This window comes from Niallia sp. FSL R7-0648, from assembly GCF_038007005.1.
In the GTDB taxonomy this organism is placed as follows: Bacteria; Bacillota; Bacilli; order Bacillales; family Cytobacillaceae; genus Niallia; species Niallia circulans.
In genome coordinates this window covers 2,011,166-2,036,632 of sequence record NZ_JBBOWE010000001.1, presented here as the reverse complement: position 1 = coordinate 2,036,632, position 25,467 = coordinate 2,011,166, and the positions used below count along the sequence as shown (strand labels likewise).

22 protein-coding genes and 1 riboswitch are annotated in these 25,467 nt (G+C 34.2%); of the genes, 7 read left to right on the top strand and 15 right to left on the bottom strand.

Going from position 1 to position 25,467, the window contains the following annotated elements:
• Positions 1 to 491: 491 nt before the first annotated feature.
• The 3 genes from NSQ89_RS09740 to NSQ89_RS09730 form a co-directional block, all read right to left on the bottom strand.
• Complete coding sequence (locus NSQ89_RS09740) at positions 492 to 911, bottom strand: GNAT family N-acetyltransferase (RefSeq protein WP_061796118.1); 420 nt, start codon at positions 909 to 911, stop codon at positions 492 to 494.
• Between the two features lie 120 nt (positions 912 to 1,031).
• On the bottom strand, positions 1,032 to 1,787 hold the full coding sequence (locus NSQ89_RS09735) for a DUF1129 family protein (protein ID WP_341132553.1): 756 nt from the start codon (positions 1,785 to 1,787) through the stop codon (positions 1,032 to 1,034).
• On the bottom strand, positions 1,788 to 2,120 hold the full coding sequence (locus tag NSQ89_RS09730) for a PadR family transcriptional regulator (protein WP_047944618.1): 333 nt from the start codon (positions 2,118 to 2,120) through the stop codon (positions 1,788 to 1,790). It lies immediately after the preceding gene.
• Positions 2,121 to 2,322: 202 nt separating this feature from the next.
• On the opposite strand from NSQ89_RS09730, the gene NSQ89_RS09725 reads away from it, so the two are divergent.
• A complete protein-coding gene (locus NSQ89_RS09725) occupies positions 2,323 to 2,826 on the top strand; it encodes a hypothetical protein (RefSeq protein ID WP_095257272.1) in 504 nt (167 codons plus the stop codon).
• Positions 2,827 to 2,885: 59 nt separating this feature from the next.
• On the opposite strand, the gene NSQ89_RS09720 is transcribed toward NSQ89_RS09725, so the two are convergent.
• The 3 genes from NSQ89_RS09720 to map form a co-directional block, all read right to left on the bottom strand.
• On the bottom strand, positions 2,886 to 4,286 hold the full coding sequence (locus NSQ89_RS09720) for an amino acid permease (protein WP_341132552.1): 1,401 nt from the start codon (positions 4,284 to 4,286) through the stop codon (positions 2,886 to 2,888).
• A gap of 154 nt (positions 4,287 to 4,440) precedes the next feature.
• A riboswitch (Lysine riboswitch) is annotated at positions 4,441 to 4,619 on the bottom strand.
• A gap of 276 nt (positions 4,620 to 4,895) precedes the next feature.
• Positions 4,896 to 5,315 carry a hypothetical protein gene (locus NSQ89_RS09715; RefSeq protein WP_047944621.1) on the bottom strand — a complete coding sequence of 140 codons (420 nt, stop codon included), beginning with the start codon at positions 5,313 to 5,315 and terminating at the stop codon, positions 4,896 to 4,898.
• Positions 5,316 to 5,670: 355 nt separating this feature from the next.
• Positions 5,671 to 6,414 carry a type I methionyl aminopeptidase gene (gene map / locus NSQ89_RS09710; protein ID WP_095320109.1) on the bottom strand — a complete coding sequence of 248 codons (744 nt, stop codon included), beginning with the start codon at positions 6,412 to 6,414 and terminating at the stop codon, positions 5,671 to 5,673.
• A 300-nt stretch (positions 6,415 to 6,714) separates the two neighbouring features.
• On the opposite strand from map, the gene NSQ89_RS09705 reads away from it, so the two are divergent.
• Positions 6,715 to 7,356: a LysE family transporter gene (locus tag NSQ89_RS09705; RefSeq protein WP_095257273.1), complete on the top strand. Its 642-nt coding sequence runs from the start codon at positions 6,715 to 6,717 to the stop codon at positions 7,354 to 7,356.
• A 40-nt stretch (positions 7,357 to 7,396) separates the two neighbouring features.
• Here NSQ89_RS09705 and NSQ89_RS09700 read toward each other — a convergent pair whose 3' ends face one another.
• Complete coding sequence (locus NSQ89_RS09700; RefSeq protein ID WP_047944624.1) at positions 7,397 to 8,845, bottom strand: alpha-amylase; 1,449 nt, start codon at positions 8,843 to 8,845, stop codon at positions 7,397 to 7,399.
• A gap of 524 nt (positions 8,846 to 9,369) precedes the next feature.
• Here NSQ89_RS09700 and NSQ89_RS09695 point away from each other — a divergent pair.
• The 3 genes from NSQ89_RS09695 to NSQ89_RS09685 all read left to right on the top strand — a co-directional run bounded on the left by NSQ89_RS09695 (position 9,370) and on the right by NSQ89_RS09685 (position 10,922).
• Positions 9,370 to 9,696, top strand: coding sequence for a hypothetical protein (locus NSQ89_RS09695; RefSeq protein ID WP_341132551.1), 327 nt, complete (start codon positions 9,370 to 9,372; stop codon positions 9,694 to 9,696).
• 51 nt (positions 9,697 to 9,747) lie between these two features.
• Positions 9,748 to 10,092 carry a hypothetical protein gene (locus NSQ89_RS09690; protein WP_235844415.1) on the top strand — a complete coding sequence of 115 codons (345 nt, stop codon included), beginning with the start codon at positions 9,748 to 9,750 and terminating at the stop codon, positions 10,090 to 10,092.
• 422 nt (positions 10,093 to 10,514) lie between these two features.
• Positions 10,515 to 10,922 carry a DUF1259 domain-containing protein gene (locus NSQ89_RS09685; protein ID WP_369987995.1) on the top strand — a complete coding sequence of 136 codons (408 nt, stop codon included), beginning with the start codon at positions 10,515 to 10,517 and terminating at the stop codon, positions 10,920 to 10,922.
• Between the two features lie 544 nt (positions 10,923 to 11,466).
• Here the strand turns inward: NSQ89_RS09685 and NSQ89_RS09680 are convergent.
• From NSQ89_RS09680 to NSQ89_RS09650, 7 genes are all read right to left on the bottom strand, one after another.
• Positions 11,467 to 12,633 carry a M20 family metallopeptidase gene (locus NSQ89_RS09680; protein ID WP_445668969.1) on the bottom strand — a complete coding sequence of 389 codons (1,167 nt, stop codon included), beginning with the start codon at positions 12,631 to 12,633 and terminating at the stop codon, positions 11,467 to 11,469.
• Positions 12,634 to 12,835: 202 nt separating this feature from the next.
• Positions 12,836 to 13,642, bottom strand: a complete 807-nt coding sequence (speD, locus tag NSQ89_RS09675; RefSeq protein WP_095257275.1) for an adenosylmethionine decarboxylase — start codon at positions 13,640 to 13,642, stop codon at positions 12,836 to 12,838.
• A gap of 116 nt (positions 13,643 to 13,758) precedes the next feature.
• Positions 13,759 to 14,688 (bottom strand): glutaminase A, encoded by a 930-nt coding sequence (gene glsA, locus NSQ89_RS09670; protein WP_047944627.1) that lies wholly within the window; start codon positions 14,686 to 14,688, stop codon positions 13,759 to 13,761.
• A gap of 113 nt (positions 14,689 to 14,801) precedes the next feature.
• Positions 14,802 to 17,003: a sensor domain-containing protein gene (locus NSQ89_RS09665; RefSeq protein WP_341132549.1), complete on the bottom strand. Its 2,202-nt coding sequence runs from the start codon at positions 17,001 to 17,003 to the stop codon at positions 14,802 to 14,804.
• Positions 17,004 to 17,427: 424 nt separating this feature from the next.
• Positions 17,428 to 19,224 carry a carbon starvation protein CstA gene (gene cstA / locus NSQ89_RS09660; RefSeq protein WP_095257276.1) on the bottom strand — a complete coding sequence of 599 codons (1,797 nt, stop codon included), beginning with the start codon at positions 19,222 to 19,224 and terminating at the stop codon, positions 17,428 to 17,430.
• A 150-nt stretch (positions 19,225 to 19,374) separates the two neighbouring features.
• Positions 19,375 to 20,115 carry a LytR/AlgR family response regulator transcription factor gene (locus tag NSQ89_RS09655; protein ID WP_095320104.1) on the bottom strand — a complete coding sequence of 247 codons (741 nt, stop codon included), beginning with the start codon at positions 20,113 to 20,115 and terminating at the stop codon, positions 19,375 to 19,377.
• Positions 20,108 to 21,868: a sensor histidine kinase gene (locus NSQ89_RS09650; protein ID WP_095257278.1), complete on the bottom strand. Its 1,761-nt coding sequence runs from the start codon at positions 21,866 to 21,868 to the stop codon at positions 20,108 to 20,110. The genes NSQ89_RS09655 and NSQ89_RS09650 overlap by 8 nt, the downstream gene beginning before the upstream one ends.
• 158 nt (positions 21,869 to 22,026) lie before the next feature.
• Here NSQ89_RS09650 and NSQ89_RS09645 point away from each other — a divergent pair, with 158 nt between their 5' ends.
• Both NSQ89_RS09645 and NSQ89_RS09640 read left to right on the top strand, forming a co-directional pair.
• Entirely contained in the window at positions 22,027 to 22,653 is a 627-nt protein-coding gene (locus NSQ89_RS09645) for a ribonuclease H1 domain-containing protein (RefSeq protein WP_047944630.1), read from the top strand.
• A 241-nt stretch (positions 22,654 to 22,894) separates the two neighbouring features.
• Positions 22,895 to 23,842 (top strand): nucleoside hydrolase, encoded by a 948-nt coding sequence (locus tag NSQ89_RS09640; RefSeq protein WP_341132548.1) that lies wholly within the window; start codon positions 22,895 to 22,897, stop codon positions 23,840 to 23,842.
• Between the two features lie 55 nt (positions 23,843 to 23,897).
• Here the strand turns inward: NSQ89_RS09640 and dacB are convergent, their stop codons facing one another.
• Positions 23,898 to 25,388 carry a D-alanyl-D-alanine carboxypeptidase/D-alanyl-D-alanine endopeptidase gene (dacB, locus tag NSQ89_RS09635; RefSeq protein WP_341132547.1) on the bottom strand — a complete coding sequence of 497 codons (1,491 nt, stop codon included), beginning with the start codon at positions 25,386 to 25,388 and terminating at the stop codon, positions 23,898 to 23,900.
• Positions 25,389 to 25,467: the final 79 nt, after the last annotated feature.

The window sequence follows — 25,467 nt, the reverse complement described above, 5'->3', positions numbered from 1 at the left end:
TCATGCTATTGGAAGTAAATGATGGGTATAACTATTTAAATAAATATTGGGGTTACTGTATTATTTTTTTACTATCCTTCCCAAAAAACTTACATGATACGAACAAAAGCATGAAATATTAAGTGTATTACATGCTTTTGTCTATTTACTTTTACCCATTAATTTCTTGGTTAACCTATTTATATACATGCAAATTCTGGTATAGGAATGAAAACATATTTTTAAAGATATCAAATGGAAGAAATTTTTTTAAACTATGTAACTTGTTGTAAGTAACAAGGAAAGGAAATTAGATCAATATTGATAAGAGTTCTTCGGTTTGCTGGTTTTAATCGAGCGGATGACTTTATCTATTGGGTCAGACTTTTTCTAGAAAAAAGTGATTGTACTTCTTCTTTACATGCCTCCACCTTATGTACGTAAATAGTGTTACCAGAATAAGGTTGGATATGCACAAGAAAAAATAAAAAACCACATCCAAAATGCGGTTTTTAAAGATGGAGAGACATGCCAGGAGCGTCTTGTTCTCTTTCTATGAATCCTAATTTTTTATAAAAGGGATGTTTTCCTTTAGCCGAAAATAATTGAATGGATTGAATACCTGATTGTTGGCATTTAGATACAAGCTTTTCGATTATTTGCTTCCCCAATCCTTTGCCCTGCTCATTAGGATCAACCATTACATCACAAATTAATGCTTGATATACTCCATCTGATATCATACGACCAAAGGCGATAAGTTTTTTATCATTATCATTATAAATAGAAACAGAATACCAGCTGTTTTTTGCTGCTTCATACAACTGCTCCCTGGTATAGTTTCCTTTTTTGTTATTTAATAAACCGCTGTCCTCATGTAATTGAGCAAACTTTGTGAATGATGGCAGCTCTTCTGTTATAAAATATTTCATGGTTCTTTTCCCCTTTAATCGCCGAATCTTCATAATTATATTTATACATTATTATGAATTAATATTCAATTGTTTTTTATAAAAAAAGCATATCTTTTTCTGATATGCTTTAAGAGGTTATTAAGTATTTTTTTTTGCTTTTTTTCCTTGCCAAATTACCAAGATAAAATACCCAAACATGAAAACAAAGAAAATAATGGACGATGTTAAAGTCTTCATCTCTTCTGACATAGGCAAAGGTTTTACTAGAAGGTTTGGAAGATAGAGAATAACAGGGAAAAAGACAACCCATGATTTACTCCACCAAGCAAACCAACATAAATAAACAAAAGGAACAATTAAGAAAAGGAGTTGTTTAGTTACCGTATCAATCATGTATACTGGACCATAATTATTCCCGTAGAACATTAACACAAAAAACATTCCTATAATCAATAATTGTAAGGGAAATATTAAGGCAAATGCTTTTTTATTTGAGCTATTTCTTGATGAAATGTAACGAAATATGACAACGTACATCCCAAGCATGAAAACACTTATAAATAGAGAACCTAATCCAACTAATAAAGATAATTGATTTTCCCCTAAGATAATTTTCCCGATTAAGGTATAGGCAATTAAGCTAATAAATACATGTGGTAATAGTTTCCCCCATTCGATTAAATCCGTCTGCATTTCATTTGCTAAACTTTCCATATATGCTTTCGGGGAATTTCCTGTTATTTTCGATATATTCTTTCCATTTGCTTCTGCTTCTTGTAAATGATCGGTCAATTCTTCGACAATCTCTTTTATTTCCTTTTCTTTTTTTCCCGTTGTTAATAAATATAGATGTAAATTTTCCACAAAAGTTTCTGCTTCTTTCGATAATTTCACTTACTTCTCCTCCCTTATATCTTTTAATAACCAATGTACACTTGTTGCCAGTTCTGTCCACGTGTCAGCAAATTCATCTAAGACTTTAGCTCCTTTATCCGAAAGGGAATAATATTTGCGCTTTGGACCAGATGGAGATGCTTTTGTTTCTACTGTAACAAGCTCTTCCTTTTTCATACGTAAAAGTACAGGATAAATACTTCCTTCACTAATCATGGTAAATCCATAAGCTTCTAATTTTTCAATCATTTCATAGCCATAAATCTCTCCTTTTGAAATAATCGCAAGTAAACATCCTTCCAAAACTCCCTTTAACATCTGACTTTTTGACATGGACATATATCCTTTCTATTCAGGCTATATTGTTTAACAAGATAGCGGCTATATTGTATAGCAAGATTCTATCTTTAAACATATCTTACCATATAGTATTTTGCATTGCAAGATAGTTTTAAAAATTAGGCTCATCTTTTTCCAATTAGCTTTCATAGTGGACTTCCACTCGTTCATACAGTAAGGAGAAGGAGGTGGAGTAGTGAAAAAAGTTATTAAAATCTTGTTTTTACCCTTTCTGTTTTTAATTACTGCTTGTTCAGCCGATCCAGTTCGAGAGGATTTACTTGAATATGTAAATGAGGATATGAAAACAGCATTTGAATTAGAGGTAAAGGCTGTTTCTGCATACGATTCAGTTTCAGGTATTAATTATATGGATGATTGGACTATGTATGATACAATCCAAACGACCGTTATTCCCAATTATAATGAATTTATTAAAGAGTTGAATTCAGTACAAGTGGAAACAGAGGAATTAAGAGAAATTCATGAAATATATATCGAAGGCGCTGACACACAATACAATGCATTTGTGAAAATACTTACAGCGCTAGAAACACAGGATATCACACTTGTAGAAGAGGCAAATGCTATGCTGGAGGAAGCTCGTAAACTAATTCGACAATATATGAATGAACTAGATAAACTTGCGAAAGAGCATGAAGTGGAATGGGATGATAGTACAGTGAGTGAATCACTTTAATCCTTTACAAAAAGAAACTGAGCGGTAAAAACAAGGTTTTTGCCGCTCGGATATGTGTATTATTCTGGTTTAGACCCTTTATTCAATTGGTTATAGAAAAGAATTCCGCTTAATAGTAAAAGTACTCCGAAGCTAAATGTTTTAATATCTGCAGTTCCCGCAATAATTACCCATATAGAATAAATGGTTGCAATGATTCCAATAGCAAAGTCTACTCTTCTCGATTTCATGGAAGTATACGTTTCTCCTGAAATAACTAATTTTAATTGGAAGATTGACGAAATTAAATAAGGAACAAGATAGCTTAATGTGGCAATATAAATGATAAAGTCAAATGCCTGCGAAATACTTCTTGATACGGTGGAGAAAATAAACAATTGACCTAAAATATTGGTCACGACTAAAGAAAAGGTTGGAATACCTTTTTTATTTTCCTTTAAGAAAGCAGGAATAAAAATTCCTTGTTTAGCAGCAGCATAAGGTACTTCTGCACTTAACATAATCCATCCGATTGTAGAGCCAAATAAGCTGATTAATCCGATAGCTGCTAGTATTTTACCGGCAATTGGTCCTAGAACAGCTTCGATTGCATCGATTAAAGGCTTTTGCGAAGCGATTAATTCATTTTGAGAAAGGATTCCCATAACAAGTGTACTAATTCCAATATAGATTGCTAATGCAATTAATAGTCCAATAATGGTTGCTTTTTTAACATCTGACTGTTTTTTTGCACGTGAGGCAAAAACGACGGCAGACTCTACCCCGATAAATGCCCATAATGTTGTGATAGCTGCACTGTTGATTTGTCCGAATAGATCAACCGAATGACCTGCTGCATTAACTTTCGGTTCAGCAAAAGGAAGGATATTGCTTGTTTCAAATGCAAATAAAGCAATAATAATAAATAGCATAAAACCGATTACTTTTGCAGATGTAGCAAGTATATTTAATTTCCCGGCATTTTCTAGCCCGTTTAAAATGATCCAATGGGTTCCCCATAATAAAATGGTACAAACAAGGAAGGTTAACGCATTTCCCACGTAAAGGGTAAAAGAGCCAACATGGAATAATGCTGCTTCACTTGTTAGAATAGGGAAAAAAGTGGATAAATAGCCAGCAAAAGTAGTAATAATGGCAACATTACCAGCTAAATTTCCAATCCAATATCCCCATGTTGACATAAAACCAGATAAAGTAGATTTTTTGGATCCTCGTTTAAATAACTCTTTCGCATAAATTTGTGGTCCACCTGTTAATTTTGGTTTGCGTATGGCTAAATTTCCAAATACTAAGGCTGTGACTAACACACCAAATCCGGTTAATAACCATGCAAGAATAACGCCAGCTGGACTTGCAACTTCCGCTAATGAGCGTGGCAGCATAAATATTCCTGAGCCAACCATATTTCCAATGACTAAGGATATTAAGATCCCCAGTCCTAATTTTCCTTTTGTGTTCATATTTGTCTCCTTTATGATGTATTTTGCTCATGCTAGGACATAGGAGATTTACTTGAAGCCTTATATCTGTATACAATAAATTGTATTTTTATTATTTCCAAGGCATAAAAAAAACACACCTTTAAATGGTGTGAAATTCGAAAACACCATCAGATAACAGGATAGTTCATCATAGTAAGATCCTATGACAGTTCTGCACCTATTCGTATGCAGACCCAGCTACTATTATCAGAGAATAATAGTGCTTCGGCGATATTTCCTTTCAAAAGCAATCAATAAGCTCTCTGGCTTTCCCTCTTTTTACTAATAAAAATCGCGACCTCTACCTCATCTCGAGCTGATAAGGATTTTATTATGAAATTACATGTACTAGGTTACGAGATATGACCATCAATGTCAATGGATATATAAATAGAAGGAAATGTCGCTAAATTCGCAATTATGGTTCTTTCATCGTTTATCGTTTTAAGAGCTCTCTAAAAAACATTGTCAATTTTAAATTTTTCTAAACAAACAAGCTCTGCTTGAAAACAGAGCTTGTTTGTTTAGAAATGTGGAGTTTACGATGAAATCTATAATTAAAATTAATCTATTACATCGTTCAAGTGTTTAATGAATCGTGAAAGTATCTTCATATGTCTCTCCCTCTTTCTGCCATTTTACAGTCATTTTATAAATATGCCCTCTTTCCGGACTATTCCCTAAATAAAATTCTGTAGCAAAAGGATGCAGAGTAGTGACTGACCCATCTATATCTGTTCCTTCCACAAAGGAATCAGTTTGTGCTAATATCTCATCGTTATCCGTAAATGTTAATTCTTTTACTTCCACTTTTTGTTTATCTAATTGTTTTAATTTACCCTGCCAGCCTGTTGGCTCACTTGGGTCTATATTTTTCTTATAAGTATACTTCCACATGCCATTGTCTGACTTACCAGAAATGGAAAGAGTCGAAGCATATACATAAACACTGGAAAAAATAACAATAAGGAAGACTGAGCAGGTGATTAGAAACTTCTTCTTTTTCAAAAAATACTCTCCTTTTCATTTAATAAGTAATACAAGAACACTCCAATCAGAATTTCACGGAGCGGTGCTTTTCCCTAGTTCGAACTTTTAATTTACAATATTTGTATGCGTAAGCATATAAATACATTGTATCACCAATTTTTTCATAACTGAACATATAATAAGGAATATGTTAAAAACTCCAATTGCACTTTTTCAGCTTCTTCCCCGTAACAAATAATTCATACTTATTCTTATCTTAGTAAACAGTTGTAGTAAAAAGGAATATAAAAGACCACAGGCAAAGACCTTGAATTTAAAGGTGTTTGTCTATGGTCGGATGCTCTATTTTGAAACAGTGCTTGCTTCTTTCTATTTATAAAGTTGTAATAATTGGTTTATCTTTTGTAATTATTACAGTGTGCTCGTACTGGGCAACATAGCTTTTTTCTTTGGTAGAGAATGTCCAGCCGTCATTTTCTTCATATACTTCCTCCGAACCGGTAGATATAAAAGGTTCAAAGGCAATAACCATTCCATCACGAAGCAATTCTGTGTCCCAAGAATCAAAATAATTTAGAATATGATCTGGTTTCTCGTGAAGAGATGTTCCAATACCGTGTCCTGTCAGGTTTTTAATTACCGTAAATCCGTTCTTTTTTGCTGTGTTGTATACGAATTTTCCAATTCGATTCTTCTTCGCACCTGGTTTGAAGCATTTAAGTCCTTCTTCAAAAGCTTCTTGCGCTACTTCACAGAGTTTAATAAGCTTAGGATCGCCATTTCCTACTACAATGGATTTTCCAGTATCAGCAAAATAGCCATTTTTGCTTGCGGAAACGTCAATATTAACTAAATCACCTTCTTGAATGACACGATCTCCTGGGATTCCATGTGCAACCTCATCATTTACAGATATACAAGTATACCCTGGAAAATCATACATATCTTGGGGAGCAGAAACCGCACCATGTTCGGCAAATAACTTTCCAGCTAGATTATCTAATTCTTTTGTAGTCACTCCTGGTACTGTATTTTTAATTAATTCCTCTCTGATAATGCTTACGATTTTCCCGATTTCTTTTAAACCGTTAATGTCTTGTTCACTTTTTACTATCATGTATATTCTCCTTGTTTATATCAGTTCTCGAATCTTTTTCGCGTATACTATTATATGCTAAATAAAGTACTAAGTAAAAGAAATTCCATTATTAACGCTAAATAAAAAAGAAGAACAGCGAGATGGTTTATTCTTTTTTTTACGGTCTCGATTATCTATATTTAGTTATTTATTGGATGTATTTACTAATATAGTGAAGTGATTCATTCGTTATAAATAAGTTTTCATTTTTCTAATTAAAATTACATATCATCGCTTTCTTTTACATAGCATGTACAAGAAAGGATGTGGGAGAGACGAATGTTCAGTGTCACCATCTTACTTAGCTATATCTTGCTAGGATTTACATTAGCTGCTCCGATTGGTCCAGTAAATTCCGCGAGAATTGACAAAGGAATAAAAAATGGTTTTTGGCATGCTTGGATAGTTGGTTTTGGATCCATGCTTGCAGATGGTGTTTTTATGATAATGGTGTACATAGGAATGGTTCATTTTCTTGAAATAGATATCATTCAAATATTTCTCTGGCTATTTGGGGGCTTTGTTTTGATTTATACGGGGATGGAAAGTATTGTAGGTGCCCAACATCTTAAATTGGATTCCCTTCGAGGAAAAGATTCTTTGTTTAAATGTTTTTTAACAGGATTTATCATGTCTATAACTAGTCCGTTATCTATTTTATTTTGGCTAGGTATATATGGCTCGATATTAGCAAAAACGGCCCAAGAAAATGGGACTAGTTCTTTATTGATCTACAGCAGTATGATTTTTCTTGGTCTTACTTTATGGGACTTGATTGTAGCTGCTTTAACTAATAGCTTTAGACGTTTTCTTACAATTGGAACTTTAAGAGGCATTTCCATTATTTCTGGTGCTTCCTTAGTTATATTTGGCGTGTACTTTGGTTATCAAGGAATGATGAAATTATTCTTTTCCTCATAAAAGATGGGGCATGCTGCGTAAAACAACATGCCCTATCTTTTTAATCAGCTAATCCCCATACGGAAACACTCTTCGCATCAACAGGAAATTCACCGTATCCATCTTCATCTATTGTCACGTGATCTTTTCTTGTGTTCGTAAAGTCAATCCATTCTTCTCCCCTTCGTGATTCACCAACAAACATTTTCTTGAATCCATCATCCTTATTGGATATGACAACAGCACAACCGGATTTTTCTATTTCAGCTTCTCCATGGCGAACCCAGCCAATTATATTTGGATTATCAAAATAGTCATCCTGTTTGCCGTAAGCTTTTTTCTTGCGAACATATAATAAGGGATCAATGGCTGCCTTTTTTCCTTCTATTGGCGCATCCCCGCCAATTCCAAAATAATCTCCGTAAAATATAGTTGGATAGCCGTCTTTTCGAAGTAAAATAAGGCTATAGGCAATTTGTTTGAACCAATCTTCTACCCATGATTCTAAAGATTCATTTGGCTGTGTATCATGATTATCAACAAATGTTACACAATTAAGAGGATTTTCTTTTACTAACGTTCCCTCGAAAATCGTTGATAAATCAAAGTTACTTCCTTCCATAGAAGCAGTGTGCAATTTATAGTGTAGCGGGACATCAAATAAATCGATTTTGTAATCCATTTGCTCTAAAAATTCCTGACATTCTTGCAGATCAGCTTTCCAAAATTCACCTACGAAATAAAAATCGTCTTTTTCTTTCAGCAAGGAAGTGGCGAATTTTTTTATAAAATCGTGGTTTATATGTTTTATGGCATCTAATCGATAGCCATCACAATTTAGTGTTTGGTAAAGCCATTTTCCCCATGAAATCATTTCATTTTGGACAAGCTCATTATTATAGTCAATGTTTGCAAACATTAAATAGTCATAATTTCCAAATTCATCATCGACGTTTGAATTCCACATTTTATTATCGCCTACAATGCGGAATACCCCTTCTTTTTTTGTTTTATTATCATAATCGGTTCCGTTAAAATGCTGGAAGTTCCACTTAAAGGATGAATAAGTATCTCCTCTTCCTGGAAAAGTGAATTTTGTCCATGCTTCGATATCATGTGGTTCTGATATCTCTTCTTCTCTATTTTCCGGATTCACTTCAATTGCTTTAAATGTTTCTTTCTCATCAGCTGCTGCTTTATGATTCATTACCACATCCACATAGACTTGGATTCCGACATTATGACATGCCTCAATAGCTTCCAGTAATTCTTTTTTCGTTCCATATTTTGTACGAATACTGCCCTTTTGATCAAATTCTCCTAAATCATATACATCGTAAACGCCATATCCATTGTCTTCATTGGAGGCAGCTTTCGTCACAGGTGGAATCCAAATGGAATCAATACCAGCTTCCTTTAATTCTCCTGCTTTTTCTTTTAATCGGTTCCAATGTTGACCATCTGCGTCTAAATGCCATTCGAAAAATTGCATCAATGTCTGATTTTCCATCTATCATTTCTCCTACTCCATAAAATTTGTAGCTTTTCTCACAATGAAAATTATTGAGAAGCTTTCATATGAAGTAATACTACCCAAAAATATTATTTTTCAAGCATAGTTGAAAAAGAGTATAAAAAGAATATTATAAAAAAAGTAAATATTTTCTATTCTTTATTTTTACTAAAATTTAATTACTATAGAATTATTAAATATAAAAAAAGTACTTCCAATATAAAGACTCATATAGTGAATATGCGGAATTATTTTTGATTTGAGTTGTTATTATTTTAGTCTTATTTTCAACGTTTCATCTTTTTTTGTCATTAGCATTTTACCTAGACCCTGGGTTCTCTATGATGGATGTATTACTAATTCAACAAATTTAAAACAATTGTATAGTTATTTTCATGCTGATTATTCTTTATCTACTTATATTCAAGACCAATTCTCAAAAAAAAGGCGATAACAGTAGAGAAATTGTCTATGCTTTCTTATCTTATTATGAATAAGTTGAAATTAAGAAAAGGAAAGGAGTGAATAGAATGTCAAGAAGAGATTATGACAGCGCTGGTAACCAAAGTTACTTTAAGGGTTCTTCTAAAAATAGAAGAAATAATGGCAGAACAGAGGTGAATGTTGATAACGATTTTGACTTAGATAATGATGTACGTGCGGATGCAGATTCAGATGCTGAAGCAGAAGTTAGAAATAAGAATACCAATACTGCTCGTGTTACAAACTCTGGGAACTCACGTGTAGATATCCGTTTGAATAGCAGAAGCAACGCACGTGTTAGAGCAGATCAAGAAACTGATCAAGATAATGATCAAGACCAAAACACAGATATCGATTTTGATTAAGTAATAGTGAAGTGGGGTACATAAGTACCCCACTATTTAAAGGATGATAATATGGTTAAAAAAAACAACAATTCTATTCGAAATGAAGAAAGATTAAGGTCCTGGGGTTTTTCTAAAACTTTTAATAGAATTAACAATGATAATGAATCGTTTAACACTATAAAAAGTAGTGGAAATTCAGATGTTGATTTGGCAGTTGAAGTAAATATTGATACGACAGCAATAGGCTTTGCTATTTTATGCTCCCTTCTTGCTACTGGGCAAATGACAGATATAGAATTTCAAAAGGCTGTAAAAACACTAGAAAAATTAACGAAAGAAAAAATGGGAAATTTTTATGGTAATAGTGTAAACGATGTGGCTAATGCAAAACTATATAATTTAAAAAGATTATAGAGCGGTGAGTTTACTTGGCTGCTCTATCCTACATAACCTATGAAATAGTTATGTCACTTTAAGTTTTGGCCTTACAGAAATGGACTGCATTTTCCTTATTGTTGATTGTTGAACTAAGAAGAGACATCGCTCTTTCGCTGGGATTATTATTGCTATTCACCTATACTTGGAGTCACGCCATGAAAGAACAAAGGAAGATTAACAATTATATGTTATCAAGGTACAAATTTATGGAATTACGAATGAATAGTAAGCGTTTAATAATTGAGTTGGACTGCCATTTTTTGGGCACAATCAACATTTTGAGGTGCTTTGACAGGTTTTAACTTTGAAAGGGTTTTTTCTCTAAATTATATGTCTACAACTTGTCTTATGTTTCTGAATATACTTATAAGTGAGAATAAGAAGTAGAGGTGATTTAAGTGAATAAAAGAGAGTTTGAAAATGTGTCAACTTGTCAAAGACTTGCGGATATTATCGGTGGTGAGGTTATTCAATCGACTCCAGTTTGTGTAATTATGCGGCTCAGAAGTGATATTCGAGCCACCATTTTAGGACGTCGCACTCTTTCCCCGCTAGCACTTCCATATATGTTGTCCTTTGAAAAAAATGGTCTTAATCTAGGTGAAACTGTGTTACTTCAAAAAGAAGTTAATCCAATGCTCGATGCATTACGGAAAAGAGGATTAATTGTAACAGCCTTTCATAACCATTGGCTGTTTGAAGAACCACGATTGATGTATATGCACTGGGAAAATGCAGGGATGAGTCCAGTTGAGTTTGCAAAAAACAGTTTTTCAGCTGCAAAGGAAGCTGGACTTTTCAAATAAGTAGCCATTTGTGATATTTTAGTAAATGCCACGGTTTTGTATATATTTTCCTCTTTCCATAAAAATATGCTTTTCGTATCATCATGGAAATACAGATAGTTTTCAAGTATAGCAAAGATTTGATCCTTAGATACAGGTTTATCTACATCTCTCCAATATTTTCGCAGCATGCCCACTTGCTTCATTTTTATCGGTATTTCCGTGTTGGTATATTCGTCTAACTGTTTAATTTGGCGAAAGCATTGTCCATTATCCTAGCTGATTTTTGGAATGAAAGTTCGAAAATCCCCATAGAAAGATAGTAGGAATAAAAATAGAAAAAAAGCTTGCATATAAACTCCTTTTAATCGTTATACTATGATAACTAGCTTTGGTATTTTTCTCCTTTTGATTAATAGTTCCTTTGCGAATGGGAATAGGACTATTTATTATAAATGAACCTTTTTTTTCCTTATCGAAAGGAGGATAAATGGCATAAAAATGCCTTAATTTAAAAAAAACCTCACATTCAAATCTTGATTGTTTGAACGTGAGGAATTAGAATTTATTTATTTTTTAAAAACTCTGCTTTGATTTTTGCTAACAATTCTTTATTCGTAAGAATTTCTAAACCTGTAAGGGCCATTGACTTTGCACCTAAAATCATGGCTTCTCTACCTTGATCAGACATAGCAGCTTCTCTAAATTCATGAGTATGACAAGCGTATGCCTCATTACAGATTTTTACATAGGGATGAATAGATGGTACCACCTGGCTTACATTGCCCATATCAAGTGATCCTGAACCATCCCGCTGCTCCTGTATTTCAGATGGTTCTACGCCTAAATCAACAAGTTGTTTTGTAAATAAATCAGATAAAGTTTGGTTGGTAATCATATCATCATAGGAGAATTCATAGAAACTAGATTTAACTGTAGCACCTGTTTGCAGGGCAGCTCCCTCTGCACATTGTTTCACTTTTTCTACTAATTTATTTACTTCTTCTCTTTTTCCTGCTCGGACATAAAACTGTGCAACAGCATAGTCAGGGACGATATTTGCCGCTTTTCCACCTTCTGTGATTACACCATGAATACGAGCATCAGACTTTATATGCTGTCTTAGAGCATTGATACTATTAAAGGTCTGTAATACAGCATCTAGTGCATTGATGCCTAAATGTGGGCTTGCTGCTGCATGAGCAGCTTTGCCAAAGAATTCAAATTGGATAGCGTCCATTGCAAGAGAATCGCAGCTCTTCATATAGCTATCTAATGGATGCACCATCATCGCTACATCTAGCTCTTCAAAAATTCCTGCCTCTGCCATTGTTACTTTGCCGCCTTTCGTTTCCTCAGCAGGCGTGCCGTAAACAATCACTTTTCCTCCTGTTTCGCTTAAAACTTTACTAAGACCAATTCCGGCAGCAATTCCCATAGTACCGATCAAATTATGTCCACATGCATGTCCAAGTTCAGGAAGTGCATCATATTCTGCCATAAAGCCGATAACTGGACCAGCTTTGCCGCTGTCAAAGGTTGCTTTAAAGGCAGTAGGTAAATCACAGATTCCTATTTCTACGTTAAAATCATGCTGTTTTAAGGTGTCAGTTAAAATTTCACATGCTTTAAATTCTTCATGGCCTAACTCAGGATTTTCTCCAATATAAATACTAATATCTTTAAATTTTGCTTCGTTTTCATTAATTGTATCTAGGATGATTTGTTTCATCATTTTCGCACCTTTCTATCTTTCTACAATAATAGTTTACCAATTTAAAAAAAAAAAGCTAGAAAAACATGTTTAAAAATAATATATAAAGTATAATTATGCAATGGAATCTACCATGTTTTTCCTAAATATGATGTTTGATAACTTAATGAAAAAACTGGCTTCGCTTTTATTTAAAAGACGTCGCCAGTTTTGTAATAAATCACTTTATATTTTTCCCATAAAAAATTTCATTCATTTCCTGTGTGAGTTTTGCTGTTATCAATATCCGATCTTCTTCAGATAATTCTTCTTCTTTGCAGCCAAATAAATAATTATTTAAATGGAATTGTTTTAACTTGCATTTTGTATGAAATATATTTTCTTGATAGATATTGGCATCAATCATATCAAATTGTGATTTTGTCTCTTCGGGAATATAGTTTTGAATGGAATTGATATCATGATCGATAAATAGTTTATGACCATGTATATCTCGGGTAAATCCTCTTACACGATAGTCCATTATCATAATGTCTGTGTCAAAAGAGTGGATTAAATAGTTTAAAGCTTTTAATGGCGAAATTTCCCCGCACGTTGAAACATCAATATCAGCACGAAAGGTACTGATTCCTTCATCTGGATGATATTCAGGATATGTATGTACCGTTATATGACTTTTGTCGAGATGCATAACCACTGAGCCTGGAAGTGGTCCAGGAGATTCCTCAAATACTTCTTTTGAAGCTTCAGCAACTGGGCCCTCAGATACGAGCAGTGTTACGCTTGCTCCTTGTGGTTCATAGTCTTGCTTTGCAATATTTAGAACGTGTGCGCCAATAATATCGGAAACATTTTTCAAGATTTTCGTCAGACGCTCAGCGTTGTACTGCTCATCGATATATTGAAGATAAGCCTCTCGTTCCCTTTTTGTTCGAGTATAACAGATATCATACATATTGAAGCTCAATGACTTTGTTAAATTGTTAAAACCATGTAATTCTATACGCTGTTGAGGTGTTAAACTCATGTTTATCCCCCTTTTAAACAATTGGTACAATTATGTTACCCGAACAGATTGGGGAATAACCAAAAAATCACTAATCCTTCCTATTTCCATAGAAGAATTAGTGATAAGTTTTATTATTAAAACATGCTTAAATCATATTTTTTTGCAAGGATTTCTAATAGTTTTAATCCTGCAACACTATTGCCTTTGTCGTCAAGCGCAGGACCAGAAATACCAATTCCAAAACGGGAAGGAACGGCCCCTAATATTCCACCGGAGACACCACTTTTTGCAGGGATTCCGACTCGAACAGCAAATTCTCCAGAAGCATTATACATTCCGCATGTAACCATAAATGTTTTGCAAATGCGAGCTACATGTGCTGGCATTAACTGTTTGTTTGTGACAGGTTCTTTTCCATCTAAAGCAAATACGATTCCGATTCGCGCTAAATCTAAACAATTTACTTCGATAGAGCATTGCTTTGTATATAAATCTAATAATTCCTCCACATCTTCATTAATGATGCCATGTTGTTTCATAAAGAAACAAAGTGCTCTATTCAAATGAGATGTTTCAAACTCTGATTCAGCTACCTCCGCTGAATAACCAATATCACTATTTCCTGATAAGAGCTTAACAAATTCAATAATCTTCTGGAAGCGTTCATCCACGGAGTTCCCCTTTATCATATGGGTAACTGCAAGGGCACCTGCATTTATCATAGGATTTAACGGCTTCGACGGGTTACTCATTTCTAGTTTTACAATAGAATTAAAAGGATCGCCAGTAGGCTCATAGCCAACTTTACTAAAAACGTACTCTTCTCCTGATTCAATTAGTGCTAATGCTAAAGTAATGACTTTTGAGATACTTTGTAAAGTAATTTTCTCATGAATGCAGCCTGCTGAATAACAAGTACCATCATGGTGGTAAATAGCTACAGATAAATCATCAGGATTTGCTTTGCTGAGAGCTGGGATATAATCAGCAACTTTCCCATTATGTGTATATTGTTTTGCTTCTAACAATATACTTTCTAATTCCTCATTAGATTGACAAGGCATTTTTTCACCAACTTTACGAAAAATTTTTACATCCCTTTTTATAAAATATAAAAAAGAATTTCTTAATAAGATTAGTATATCCTTAGAAACAAAAAATGAAAAAGGTTTCTGATTTATAGATAGAATTTTTCTAATTCAGATGAAGTCAATGGTTTGCTAAAGTAGTATCCTTGTACGATATCACATTGGTGGTTTATGAGAAAATCGATTTGATTTTTTGTTTCTACTCCCTCTGCAATGACAAGGAAATTCATATTATGACCCATATCGATAATGACTTTAGCTAAAGATCCTTTGTGAATAGGATGACTGATATCATCAATAAACGTTTTATCAATTTTAATGGTATCAATAGGCAGTGATTTCAAATAACTTAACGAAGAATAACCTTTGCCGAAATCATCTATCGATATTTGAAAGCCAAGCTTTTTAATATTAGCTAATTCTATTTGGGCTAATTCAATATTTTGCATAATGCTTTCCGTTATCTCTAACTCGATTTTCTTTGGATCTATTTCTAATCTTACTATTTCTTTTTGTAGAAAAGAAATGAAATCAATGTATTGAAATTGTCGAGCAGAAATATTGATAGCAAGTTTTAAATCTTTTTTTCCTTCTCTTTCCCATTTCTTTTTCTGCGCAAATGCCTCCGTTATGACCCATTCTCCAATCGTTAATATTAAATTGGATTCTTCAGCAATTGGTATAAATTCATCTGGAGACAAATAGCCGTATACCGGGTGTTTCCAACGTAGGAGAGCTTCAACACCAAATATGCTGCCTGTATGGATATTTATTTGTGGCTGATAGTATAATTCTAATTCTTTATTTAGAATAGCTTTGCGTAGTGCCATCTCCAATTCCATCTTTCTTGTGCCTTTTTCTGCAATGGAAGCGGAGTAAAATTGAAAATTGTTTTTCCCGTGATCTTTGGCAACATACATGGCTGTATCAGCATTTTTTATTAATGATTCTTGATCTTTTCCATCTGATGGAAACATGCTGATGCCAATACTTGGTGTAACGAAGAATTCATCTTGTTTCACTACAATAGGGTAAGAAAATTGGTTTATTATTTTTTGGGCAGTCTCAGCTGTTTCTAATTTTGTTTTGTTTTCTAATATGATTAAAAATTCATCTCCCCCGAGACGGGCAACAAAATCATTTTTGTCGATAGCTGATTGAAGGATAGTAGATACTTCTTGGAAAATGATATCTCCTGTTCCATGTCCTTTCGTATCATTTATCCGTTTAAATTGATCTAAGTCTAAAAATAATATGGACATTGCTTCCACTTCTTGGTTATAGAGTCGATCATTTAAATGATGCATACAACTGTTTCGATTCGGTAATTTTGTCAGCGTATCTATAAATGCTAATTCCTTAATTTTTAATTCCGCCTGTTTCCGGGATGTGATATCTCTTCCAACAATCAAAACAGCTTCTTGTCCTCCAAAAAGAATTGGCATGCAATTGATTTCTAAGAATACGTTTTCCGCTAAATCTTTCGTTAATTCAACTTCCATCTCGACTACATTTTGATTTAATTTTTTGCTTTTTTTATATTGTCGAACGATATTTTGATAAGTGGCTTCAGAAAGTAAATCTTTTACTGCAAGCCCCTGTATGGAATTATAGTCTTTTCCTAACATTTTGATGCCAGCCTTATTTATATAATGAAACTTGTAATCAACTGTTACTGCAACAATGTCTGGTGATATATCGACCAATTTACTAAATTTATCTTCGTTTTCTTTGCTATCTGTTATATCAATTAACACGCTTGTAAACTCAGTCATCTCCCTAGTCGATTTGTCAAACACAGCGATGCCTCTATCCTTTATCCAGCGAATCTTCCCATCTGGTTTAATAATACGATAAGTGCTGACAACGACATCTTGATGGGTTAGAAGCTCCGCTCGTTCCACTAACACGTCTTGATCAGCTGGATGGATAACGTCTTTCCACAAATTATGATTTTTATAAAATGCCTCTGATGAATAACCATAAATAGCTTCAATCCCTGCAGTGACCATTAATTTATTTGTTTTTAAATCATGAAACCAAATCGCAATATCCAAAGTGTCAAAAATAGATTGTAATTTTTTATTGCTTTGAGCAAATTCGCCGAGTATGTAGGTGAACTTTTTTATTAATTGATAAAAAACATATAATAAGCCACTAGTAATAATTAATTGCAGCAGAATAAACAGCTCTTTATTTATTGATGCAGCAAAGATGTTTAAAATCACAGATAAAAATACAAAAAAACAAATGGCCACCATCCATTTTGTTTCACTGTGTTTATAATCCATAGAAGAACTCCATACTTTAATTGATCATATTAATGTCAATAAAATTATTATTAAAACAAATATGTATGGAACAAAAATACTTCTCCCTTAATATCCATAATTCCATAAAGTTAAACTCTTGACAATAAAATTTTAAATATATGTTTACTTAGAATACACTTATTATGATTCGTTTATTATTTTTATTTTTGAAATCTATTTATGGGAGGAAGATAGTGAGGATATATGCAAGTGGAAATGGACATGGGAGTAAAACCAAATCAAAATCTTTTAATATTCACTTCCATTTTTAAATATAAGTCAGATGGAAATTCAATTTTCACACGAATAAAAAACCCAAACAATCATACGAAATAACTCAGCAAGATTCGTAGATTATTTGGGTATAGCTTTGACAGGAAAACTTAGTTTAAACCATTCTATCTTAATTTAGATTCGTTGATTCCACATGAAAGCGGGGCGTATTCCAGGTGTCAAACCATTTTTTTGTTGCAGCTATAATAATGATAACCCCTAATATTAGCATGATAATTGATAGTACGGCATTAAGCACATTATAACCTGACGCTTCTGGGTTTAAATAAACGTTTTTAACCATCCACACCCCAGCATAATTTACTGTTACAAATAAATATGCCATCGGTATGAGGCAAGTCAGCATATATCTACGTTTATCAGCCATTTTTAAAATAACGGTTGCTCCAACAATCAGCCCGATCGTTGCCATGAGCTGATTTGAGACACCAAATAGTGCCCATACCGAGCTAATATCTCCTGAGAATAAGAGATATCCCCACATTAAACATGCTAATGCACTTGCGAAAATAGAACCAGGCAGCCAATCCACTTTTTTTAATGGTTTGTAGAACTCACCAAGAAAATCTTGAATTAAATAGCGTGCAGTTCTCGTCCCTGCATCAATGGCTGTTAATATAAAGACAGCTTCAAACATAATCACAAATTGGAAGAAATAAGATGCTAGATGGGAGAACCAAGAAATTTCTGTGAAAATATATGACATTCCAACAGCTAAGGTAACTGCTCCTCCCGTTCTTCCTTCTAAATCAATGCCGATTTCACGACTTAGTTCTGGTAAGTTTGTAACACTCATACCAAGTGTTCGAAATACTTCTGGGCTGGAATTTATTGCGAAATAATCTCCTGGATGAAGAGCAGTTGCAGCAATAAGGGCCATAATCCCTACTAAACATTCGACAAGCATCGCACCAAAACCAACGACTTTAATATCACTCCACTTATCAAGCATCTTTGGTGTTGTGCCAGAGCCGACAAAGGCATGAAATCCGGAAATAGCACCACATGCAATCGTAATGGAAATAAACGGCCATACTGGTCCTGCGATAACTGGTCCCCCTCCATTTACAAATTCCGTAAATGCAGGAAATTCAATAGCGGGGTTAATAATAAATACACCAATAATAAGGGCGATAAATACACCGATTTTCATAAAGCTACTTAAATAATCTCGCGGTGCCAATAACAGCCATACAGGTAGTGCAGCTGCAAAGAATGCATAAATAGGAAGAATAATAGCTAATGTTTTTGTATCAAGTGTTAACCAATTTCCCAGTACGGTATCTTGGATCATTGGTCCCACAAACACACCTATCATTAACAGAATAAATCCAATGGTTGTGCATAGTTTGAGATTACCTGTTTTCTTATAAAATATGCCTACTCCCATCGCAATCGGGATCGTGATCCCTACCGAAAATGTTCCCCATGGATTTCTCTCTAAAGCATGTAGAACTACCATCGATAAACCAGCCATGGTAATGGTAATAATAAATAACATAGCAAGTCCTGTACAAAAACCTGCAACAGGGCCGAGTTCTTCCTTTGCTACTTCAGATAATGATTTGCCCTTTTTTCTCATACTCGCAAATAATACCACTGCATCATGGACAGCTCCTCCGATAACAGCCCCAATTAATAGCCAAATCAATCCAGGCAAATACCCGAACTGTGCAGCTAGAATAGGTCCTACAAGAGGACCGGCTGCCGCTATTGCTGCGAAATGATGTCCAAAGGTAACCCATTTATTGGTTGGTACATAGTCCTTACCGTCATTTAGTTCATGTGCTGGGGTTTTTTCTTTATCGTTAAGCTTTAATACTTTTACTGCCATAAAAGTTCCGTATAAACGATAAGCAATCATTAAAATACAAGCAGATGCTATAACGATTGTAACCGCATTCATTTTTATCTACCTCCTTTAATGATTTTATTATAAAAAATGTAAAGGATAAAAAAACGTTTTCATGGTAAAATGCAAAGAAAATTAGCTGAAATGCAAAAATGACTGGATAAAATACAATATCCAGTCTGTATGATTATAAATGAAATTTACTTAAAATCCGAATAATTGTTTCACCTCTTTTGTATAGTTTCTACTTAAAGGCACTTTCTCGCCATTATTCATGCACAGTAAATACGTAGAGTTAAACCATGGTTCTATTTCACATATTTTTTCTTTATTAACTAAATAAGATCGATGTACTTTCATAATAGGACTATTTACTAACTTTTGCTCTAATTGTGTTAATGTAAAAGTAATGACCAATTCCTCTTCTTCTGTAATAAGTAATGTTTTACCATTTTGCGCACTTATATAGATGATTTTATCTAAATCAATAATCTTTATTTTGTCATTGGCTGTGACAGCTAACTTATTACTTTGAAGGGGCGATTTGTTTACGCTTTTTCCTATTGTTTCTTCTGTAGTTTGACTCCGCTTATTTTGCAGCTTTAAAATAGTTTGATTAATTCGTTCTTCTTCAAACGGTTTTAATATATAATCGACAGCATTTACGTCAAACGCTTGAAGTGCATATTCATCATATGCAGTTGCAAAGACAATTTCCGGACGATTTGCGGTGTGCTTTAACTGTTCCGCTAAATTCATTCCATTATCTTCTCCAAGTTGAATATCTAAGAAAATAACGTCTATTTTTTGATTATCAATTATGTACAGAGCTGTCTCCAAATCATCACACTCGGCCACTATCTCTATTTTGCTGCTTCTTTTCAAGAGATACTTTAATTCATCTCTTGCTAATGGTTCGTCTTCGACAATTAATGCTTTAATCATCTACTTCCCTCCATATACTTGGTTCCTTAGAAGGCAATGTAATCATCACCTTCGTTCCTCTATTCGTTTCACTTTCAATGGTGAATTTCCCTTTCTCCGCATATAACTTTTTCACTCGTTCCTGAATATTCCAAAGCGCCGTACCAGTTCCTGTACTGGAGGAAATATTTTTTTGGCCAATCATGTATAGAGTATCTTCACTCATTCCTTTCCCATCATCTTCTGTAATTAACACCATCCTATCTTTTTCTTTATATGCACATATTGTAATAGTCCCAACTGTACCTTTGGAAAAGCCATGACGAATCGAGTTTTCTACTAGGGGCTGTAATGTAAACGGCGGAATAAGGACCTTTTTTAGTTCGGGCTCTACAGACTCTTTTAAAATAAACTTATTAGGAAATCTCGCTTCTTCTAATGCTAAAAAGGCATGGACATGCTCTAATTCTTGACTTAAAGGAATCAGCATATTTTTAGATCCTTGTATGTTGCTGCGGAAATAAGTACATAATCGTTGGATCATCTGCCGCGCTTTTTCTCCATCTGTGCGAATTAGCGCAGAAATAGTGTTCATGCTGTTAAACAGAAAATGAGGATGAACTTGTGCTTGTAATGCTTTAATTTCAGCATCCTTCCATAACTTTTGTTGTAATTCTGCTTCTGCTAATTCAAGCTGTAAGGAAAATAACTTGCTTAACCCTTCTGCCAAAGTATATTCTACTAATTGAATGTTTTTGGGATTGGCAAAATATAATTTAAGGGTACCGACAGTTTTATTGTTTGCTTTCAATGGTAACAAAATGGCAGCGTGCAGCGGGCATGTTTGATTGCTGCATTGAATCTCGTCTTTCTTTTTCGCAATAAGAATATTCCCTTCCCTTAACACTTTTTCTGTTAATTTGGTAGAAGTTTTCTCTAATGGAATATGATGATCCCCGCCTAGCCCCTCATGTGCCAAAACAATGGATCTATTAGTTATGGATACTGCATCAGCGTTGGTAGCTTTTAACATAATTTTAGCAACCTGCTTGCTAGATTCAGGATTCAGTCCTTGACGTAAATAAGCAAGCGTAGATTGAGCAATATTTAAAGCAATATTGGTTTGTGCTGCTTTCGTTTTTTCTTCTTCTAACAGAATGTTTTGAATGATGTAGATAAAAATCAGCATTCCAAACCCATTAATGACAATCATTGGAAAAGCAATAATTTTGACGAGTTCGAATGCAAGCTCAAAAGGTGTTGCAATCAAAAGGATAAATACCATTTGAATAATTTCCATGGCGATGCCGATAATCACTGCTTTGCTTGCAGAATCCTGTTTAATGGAGTATTTCCTTCCAAGCAGCCCAGTCAATAATCCAGCAGCAATGGTAGATAATCCACAAGCAATTGCAGTGAATCCTCCTAATGTTAAGCGATGAAGGCCAGCTATTAATCCTACTCCAAGGCCAACTAATGGGCCGCCAATCATTCCGCCAATGGCTACCCCCATAATTCTTGTGTTAGCAATAGCGCTTGAAACATCTAATTCATGCTGCCATGTATGGGTGCTAATACTTCCTTTTAATATTTCGACTCCAGTATAATTACTAATTATTCCGAAGACGCCAAAGATAAGTATTAACGAGAGTTTATCGTGCCATTGTGATTCATGATGAATAATCGATCGGAAAATCTTTATTCTTGATAATAAGAAGGCAAAAATAACTAAAATACCGACTCGTTCAATCATTAGTGGAAGTAATTGGAGCAATTTATTCCCCCCTTCCTATTTTACTCAACATCATTATAGTAAATTCCTAGATTTATAGAAAGCCTTTTCAAGTATGTTGTTACGCTCTCTCTACATTTTCGTTTTGATCCCTTCCTGTGATATGATTATTTAATAGCAGTGAAAGGTTGGATGAAATTATGGCAGCAAAAAAATATTATGTTGTATGGAATGGTAGAAAAACAGGGATTTTCTCAACTTGGGCGGAATGTGAAAAGCAAATAAAAGGTTTTAAAGGTGCTTCTTTTAAATCTTTTCCAACTTTGGAGGAAGCAGAAAAAGCCTTTAAACAAGGTGGGAATATATCAAAATCAGCATCCAAAAGTACTTCCACTCAAAAACAATCTATTCAAACATTGGCGCCGATTGAGGAAAATAGCATTTCTGTTGATGCAGCATGTAGTGGTAATCCTGGAATGATGGAATATCGAGGCGTTGATACGAAAACAGGAGAAGTAATTTTCCATTATGGTCCAGTATTCGGTACGAATAATATTGGCGAATTTTTAGGAATTGTACATGCATTAAGTCTTTTGCAAAAACAAGGCAAGAACACCACCATATACAGTGATAGTATGACGGCGTTAGCTTGGGTACGTAATAAAAAGGCAAATACAACATTAGTAAGAGATAAGCGTACAGAAGAATTGTGGCAATTAATTGAACGTGCCGAAAAATGGCTGAAGGAAAATAACTATTCAAATAAAATTCTAAAATGGGATACGAATAAGTATGGTGAAATCAAAGCAGACTTCGGTCGTAAGTAAGGCTGTTGTTAATAGATATAATAGATGATGGGAAAAACTTGGTGGTTTTCCAAGTTCTTTTTCTATTCTTCGTTAAATTAAAGTTTAAATAATATTATTTATGGTGAGATATTCTATTTAATTTACTAATTATTCACATTGGTCTGATAGTATTATAGAATAGATAGAGAAAGTAGCTAGTTTATAAAGTTACTTCCCGTTTGACGGGGATAAATGTTAATTTACATAGGAGTGAATTTTTTTGACAAAGAAGGTATATTTTAATCATGATGCCGGAATTGATGATCTAGTTTCTCTGTTTCTTCTATTACAAATGGATGAAGTAGACTTAATTGGTGTATCAGTTATTCCAGCAGATGGCTATTTAAAACCAGGTATCAGTGCAAGTAGAAAGATTATAGATCGATTCGGTCACGGACCAGTAGAAGTTGCCAGGTCTAATTCTCGCGGAGTTAATCCATTTCCGAAAGAATGGAGAATGCACACGTTTTATGTAGATGCCTTGCCGATTTTAAATGAAAGCGGTGAAGTAATTACCCCTGAAAGTGAACTTCCAGCACATGAACATTTAATTAAAACAGTAAGGGAAAATCCAGATAAAACAACACTCTTATTTACTGGACCGCTGACAGATTTAGCAAGAGCAATTGAAATTGCTCCAGATATTCAAGAAAAAATTGAAAAATTAGTCTGGATGGGCGGAACATTCTTAGAGGTTGGTAATGTACAGGAACCTGAACATGACGGGACTGCTGAATGGAATGCTTTTTGGGATCCTTGGGCAGTAGCAGCTGTTTGGGCTAGTGATTTACAGATCGAAATGGTGGCGTTAGAAAGTACAAATCAAGTTCCACTAACCATTTCTGTCCGCAATCATTGGGCTTCATTAAGAAAATTTACTGGAGTTGATTTTGTTGGTCAATGCTATGCTGCATGTCCCCCTCTTGTTCATGTAGAAACGAACTCTACCTATTATCTTTGGGATGTACTAACAACAGCAACAATTGGAAAAAAAGAGCTAGTTAAAATGAAAGAAGTTAAATCAATTGCTATAACAGAAGCGCCGTCCCAAGGGAGAACTTTAATAAGTGACACTGGCCGTCCTGTTTCTGTTGTATATGATGTAAAGAGAGATGACTTTTTCGCGTACATTACAGACTTAGCAAAATTGGCGAAAAATAATTTATAAAAAAATATCAGTTCCTATTTTTTTAAATAGGAACTGATATTTCAAAGCAGTCTTCTCAAAATTCAACCAACGTTTCCATTATCTTATCCTCGATCTCTTTTCCCTTATCTTCATCCGTTAGATGGTTTAATAAAATGGAAAAAATATATTTATTACCTGATTTGCTTTCCATGTAGCCAGATAATGAACTTACAGAGGTAAGAGTCCCCGTTTTAGCGAGTATTTTTCCTTTAGTATTCTCAGAATTCAATCGATGGCGCAGTGTTCCGCCAATCATTTTTTCTTCGTGACCTGATACAGGTAATGATTGACAAAATGTGGAGAACCATGGTTGTGCTTGTACTTCATATAAAAACAAACTTAAGTCGGTTGCTGAAATAAAATCTATTGGTGATATACCTGATCCATCACGGATAAGCATCTTAGTTGGCTCAAGATGAAAAGCCGCTAATTCTTCTTCTAGAGCCTCGATCCCTTTTGCAAAGCTTCCTTCCCCTTTTTTGACTACTCCCAATTCCTTGATTAATGTCTCAGCAATTGTATTATTACTTAATTTCATTAAAGGAAGTAGTAATTCACGGAGAGGAATAGAAGAATGAGTAGTAAGGATAGAAGCGATTTGTGGTGTTCTTCCTTTTTTGACCACCCCTTTCCATTGTATTCCTTCTTTCTTTAATGCCTGTTGAAACACATCTAATGTATAGCTTGTAGGATCATCAACAGATACCCACTCTTTTTTTAAGGGAGTGTCAATTGGCAGGTTTCCTGTTATTGTTACTACTTTACTGTTATGTTCTCTGTTAACTTTTAAACTTGCAGCAGATTCTTTATCTGCTGTAATAGCATTATTGACAATTTTAATTTCGCTTGTTCTTGGCAAAGTATTGATTATTACTGGTTCATTTTTTTTCTTACCAGGTTTTATTTCAAGCAATACAGTCCCTGCGTCATATTCTTTATCTGGTGATAATGTTAAAGCGGAAATTTGGGCCCCATAATAGGCACCTTCATCACTCCATGCCAAATCACTTGAAAAAGGGATGTTGTCATACCAGGAGTCATCGCCTATTATGTCTCCATCTATATAACTAATCCCTTTTCTTTTAATTTCTTTAGAGAGTTTTTCTAAATCAGAAGCTAAAAGGCTTGTATCCCCATTCCCTTTTATGTATAAGTTTCCTTTTAAATGACCATCTTCTACTCTTCCATCTCCATAAATTTCCGTAATAAATTGATAGTCTTCTCCTAAAATGTTCAATGCTGCTGCTGAAGTTAGTAACTTCATATTAGAAGCAGGCGTTAGTCGCAAATCAGCCATATGTTCAAAAATAATTTTTCCTGTTTCTTGTTCGCGAATACTGATTCCTGCTAAACTTCCTTTTAGTTCTGGTTCTATATTTAACAGTGATTCAAGTGCCGTGGATAATGTTGCTTTTTTATGGTCTTCTGCTGCGAATACTTGCGGTGAAAATGTGTTAGGTGTGCTTCCAGACAAGAATATAGAGAATAACATTACTACTACTATTCCCTTTTTCCATAAAGTCATCTTCTCACTCCTTATATTTCTCCTTGATAAAAGTGCATTGAGTTGCTAAATGTATATTATCTCCAGGAATTGCAGAATT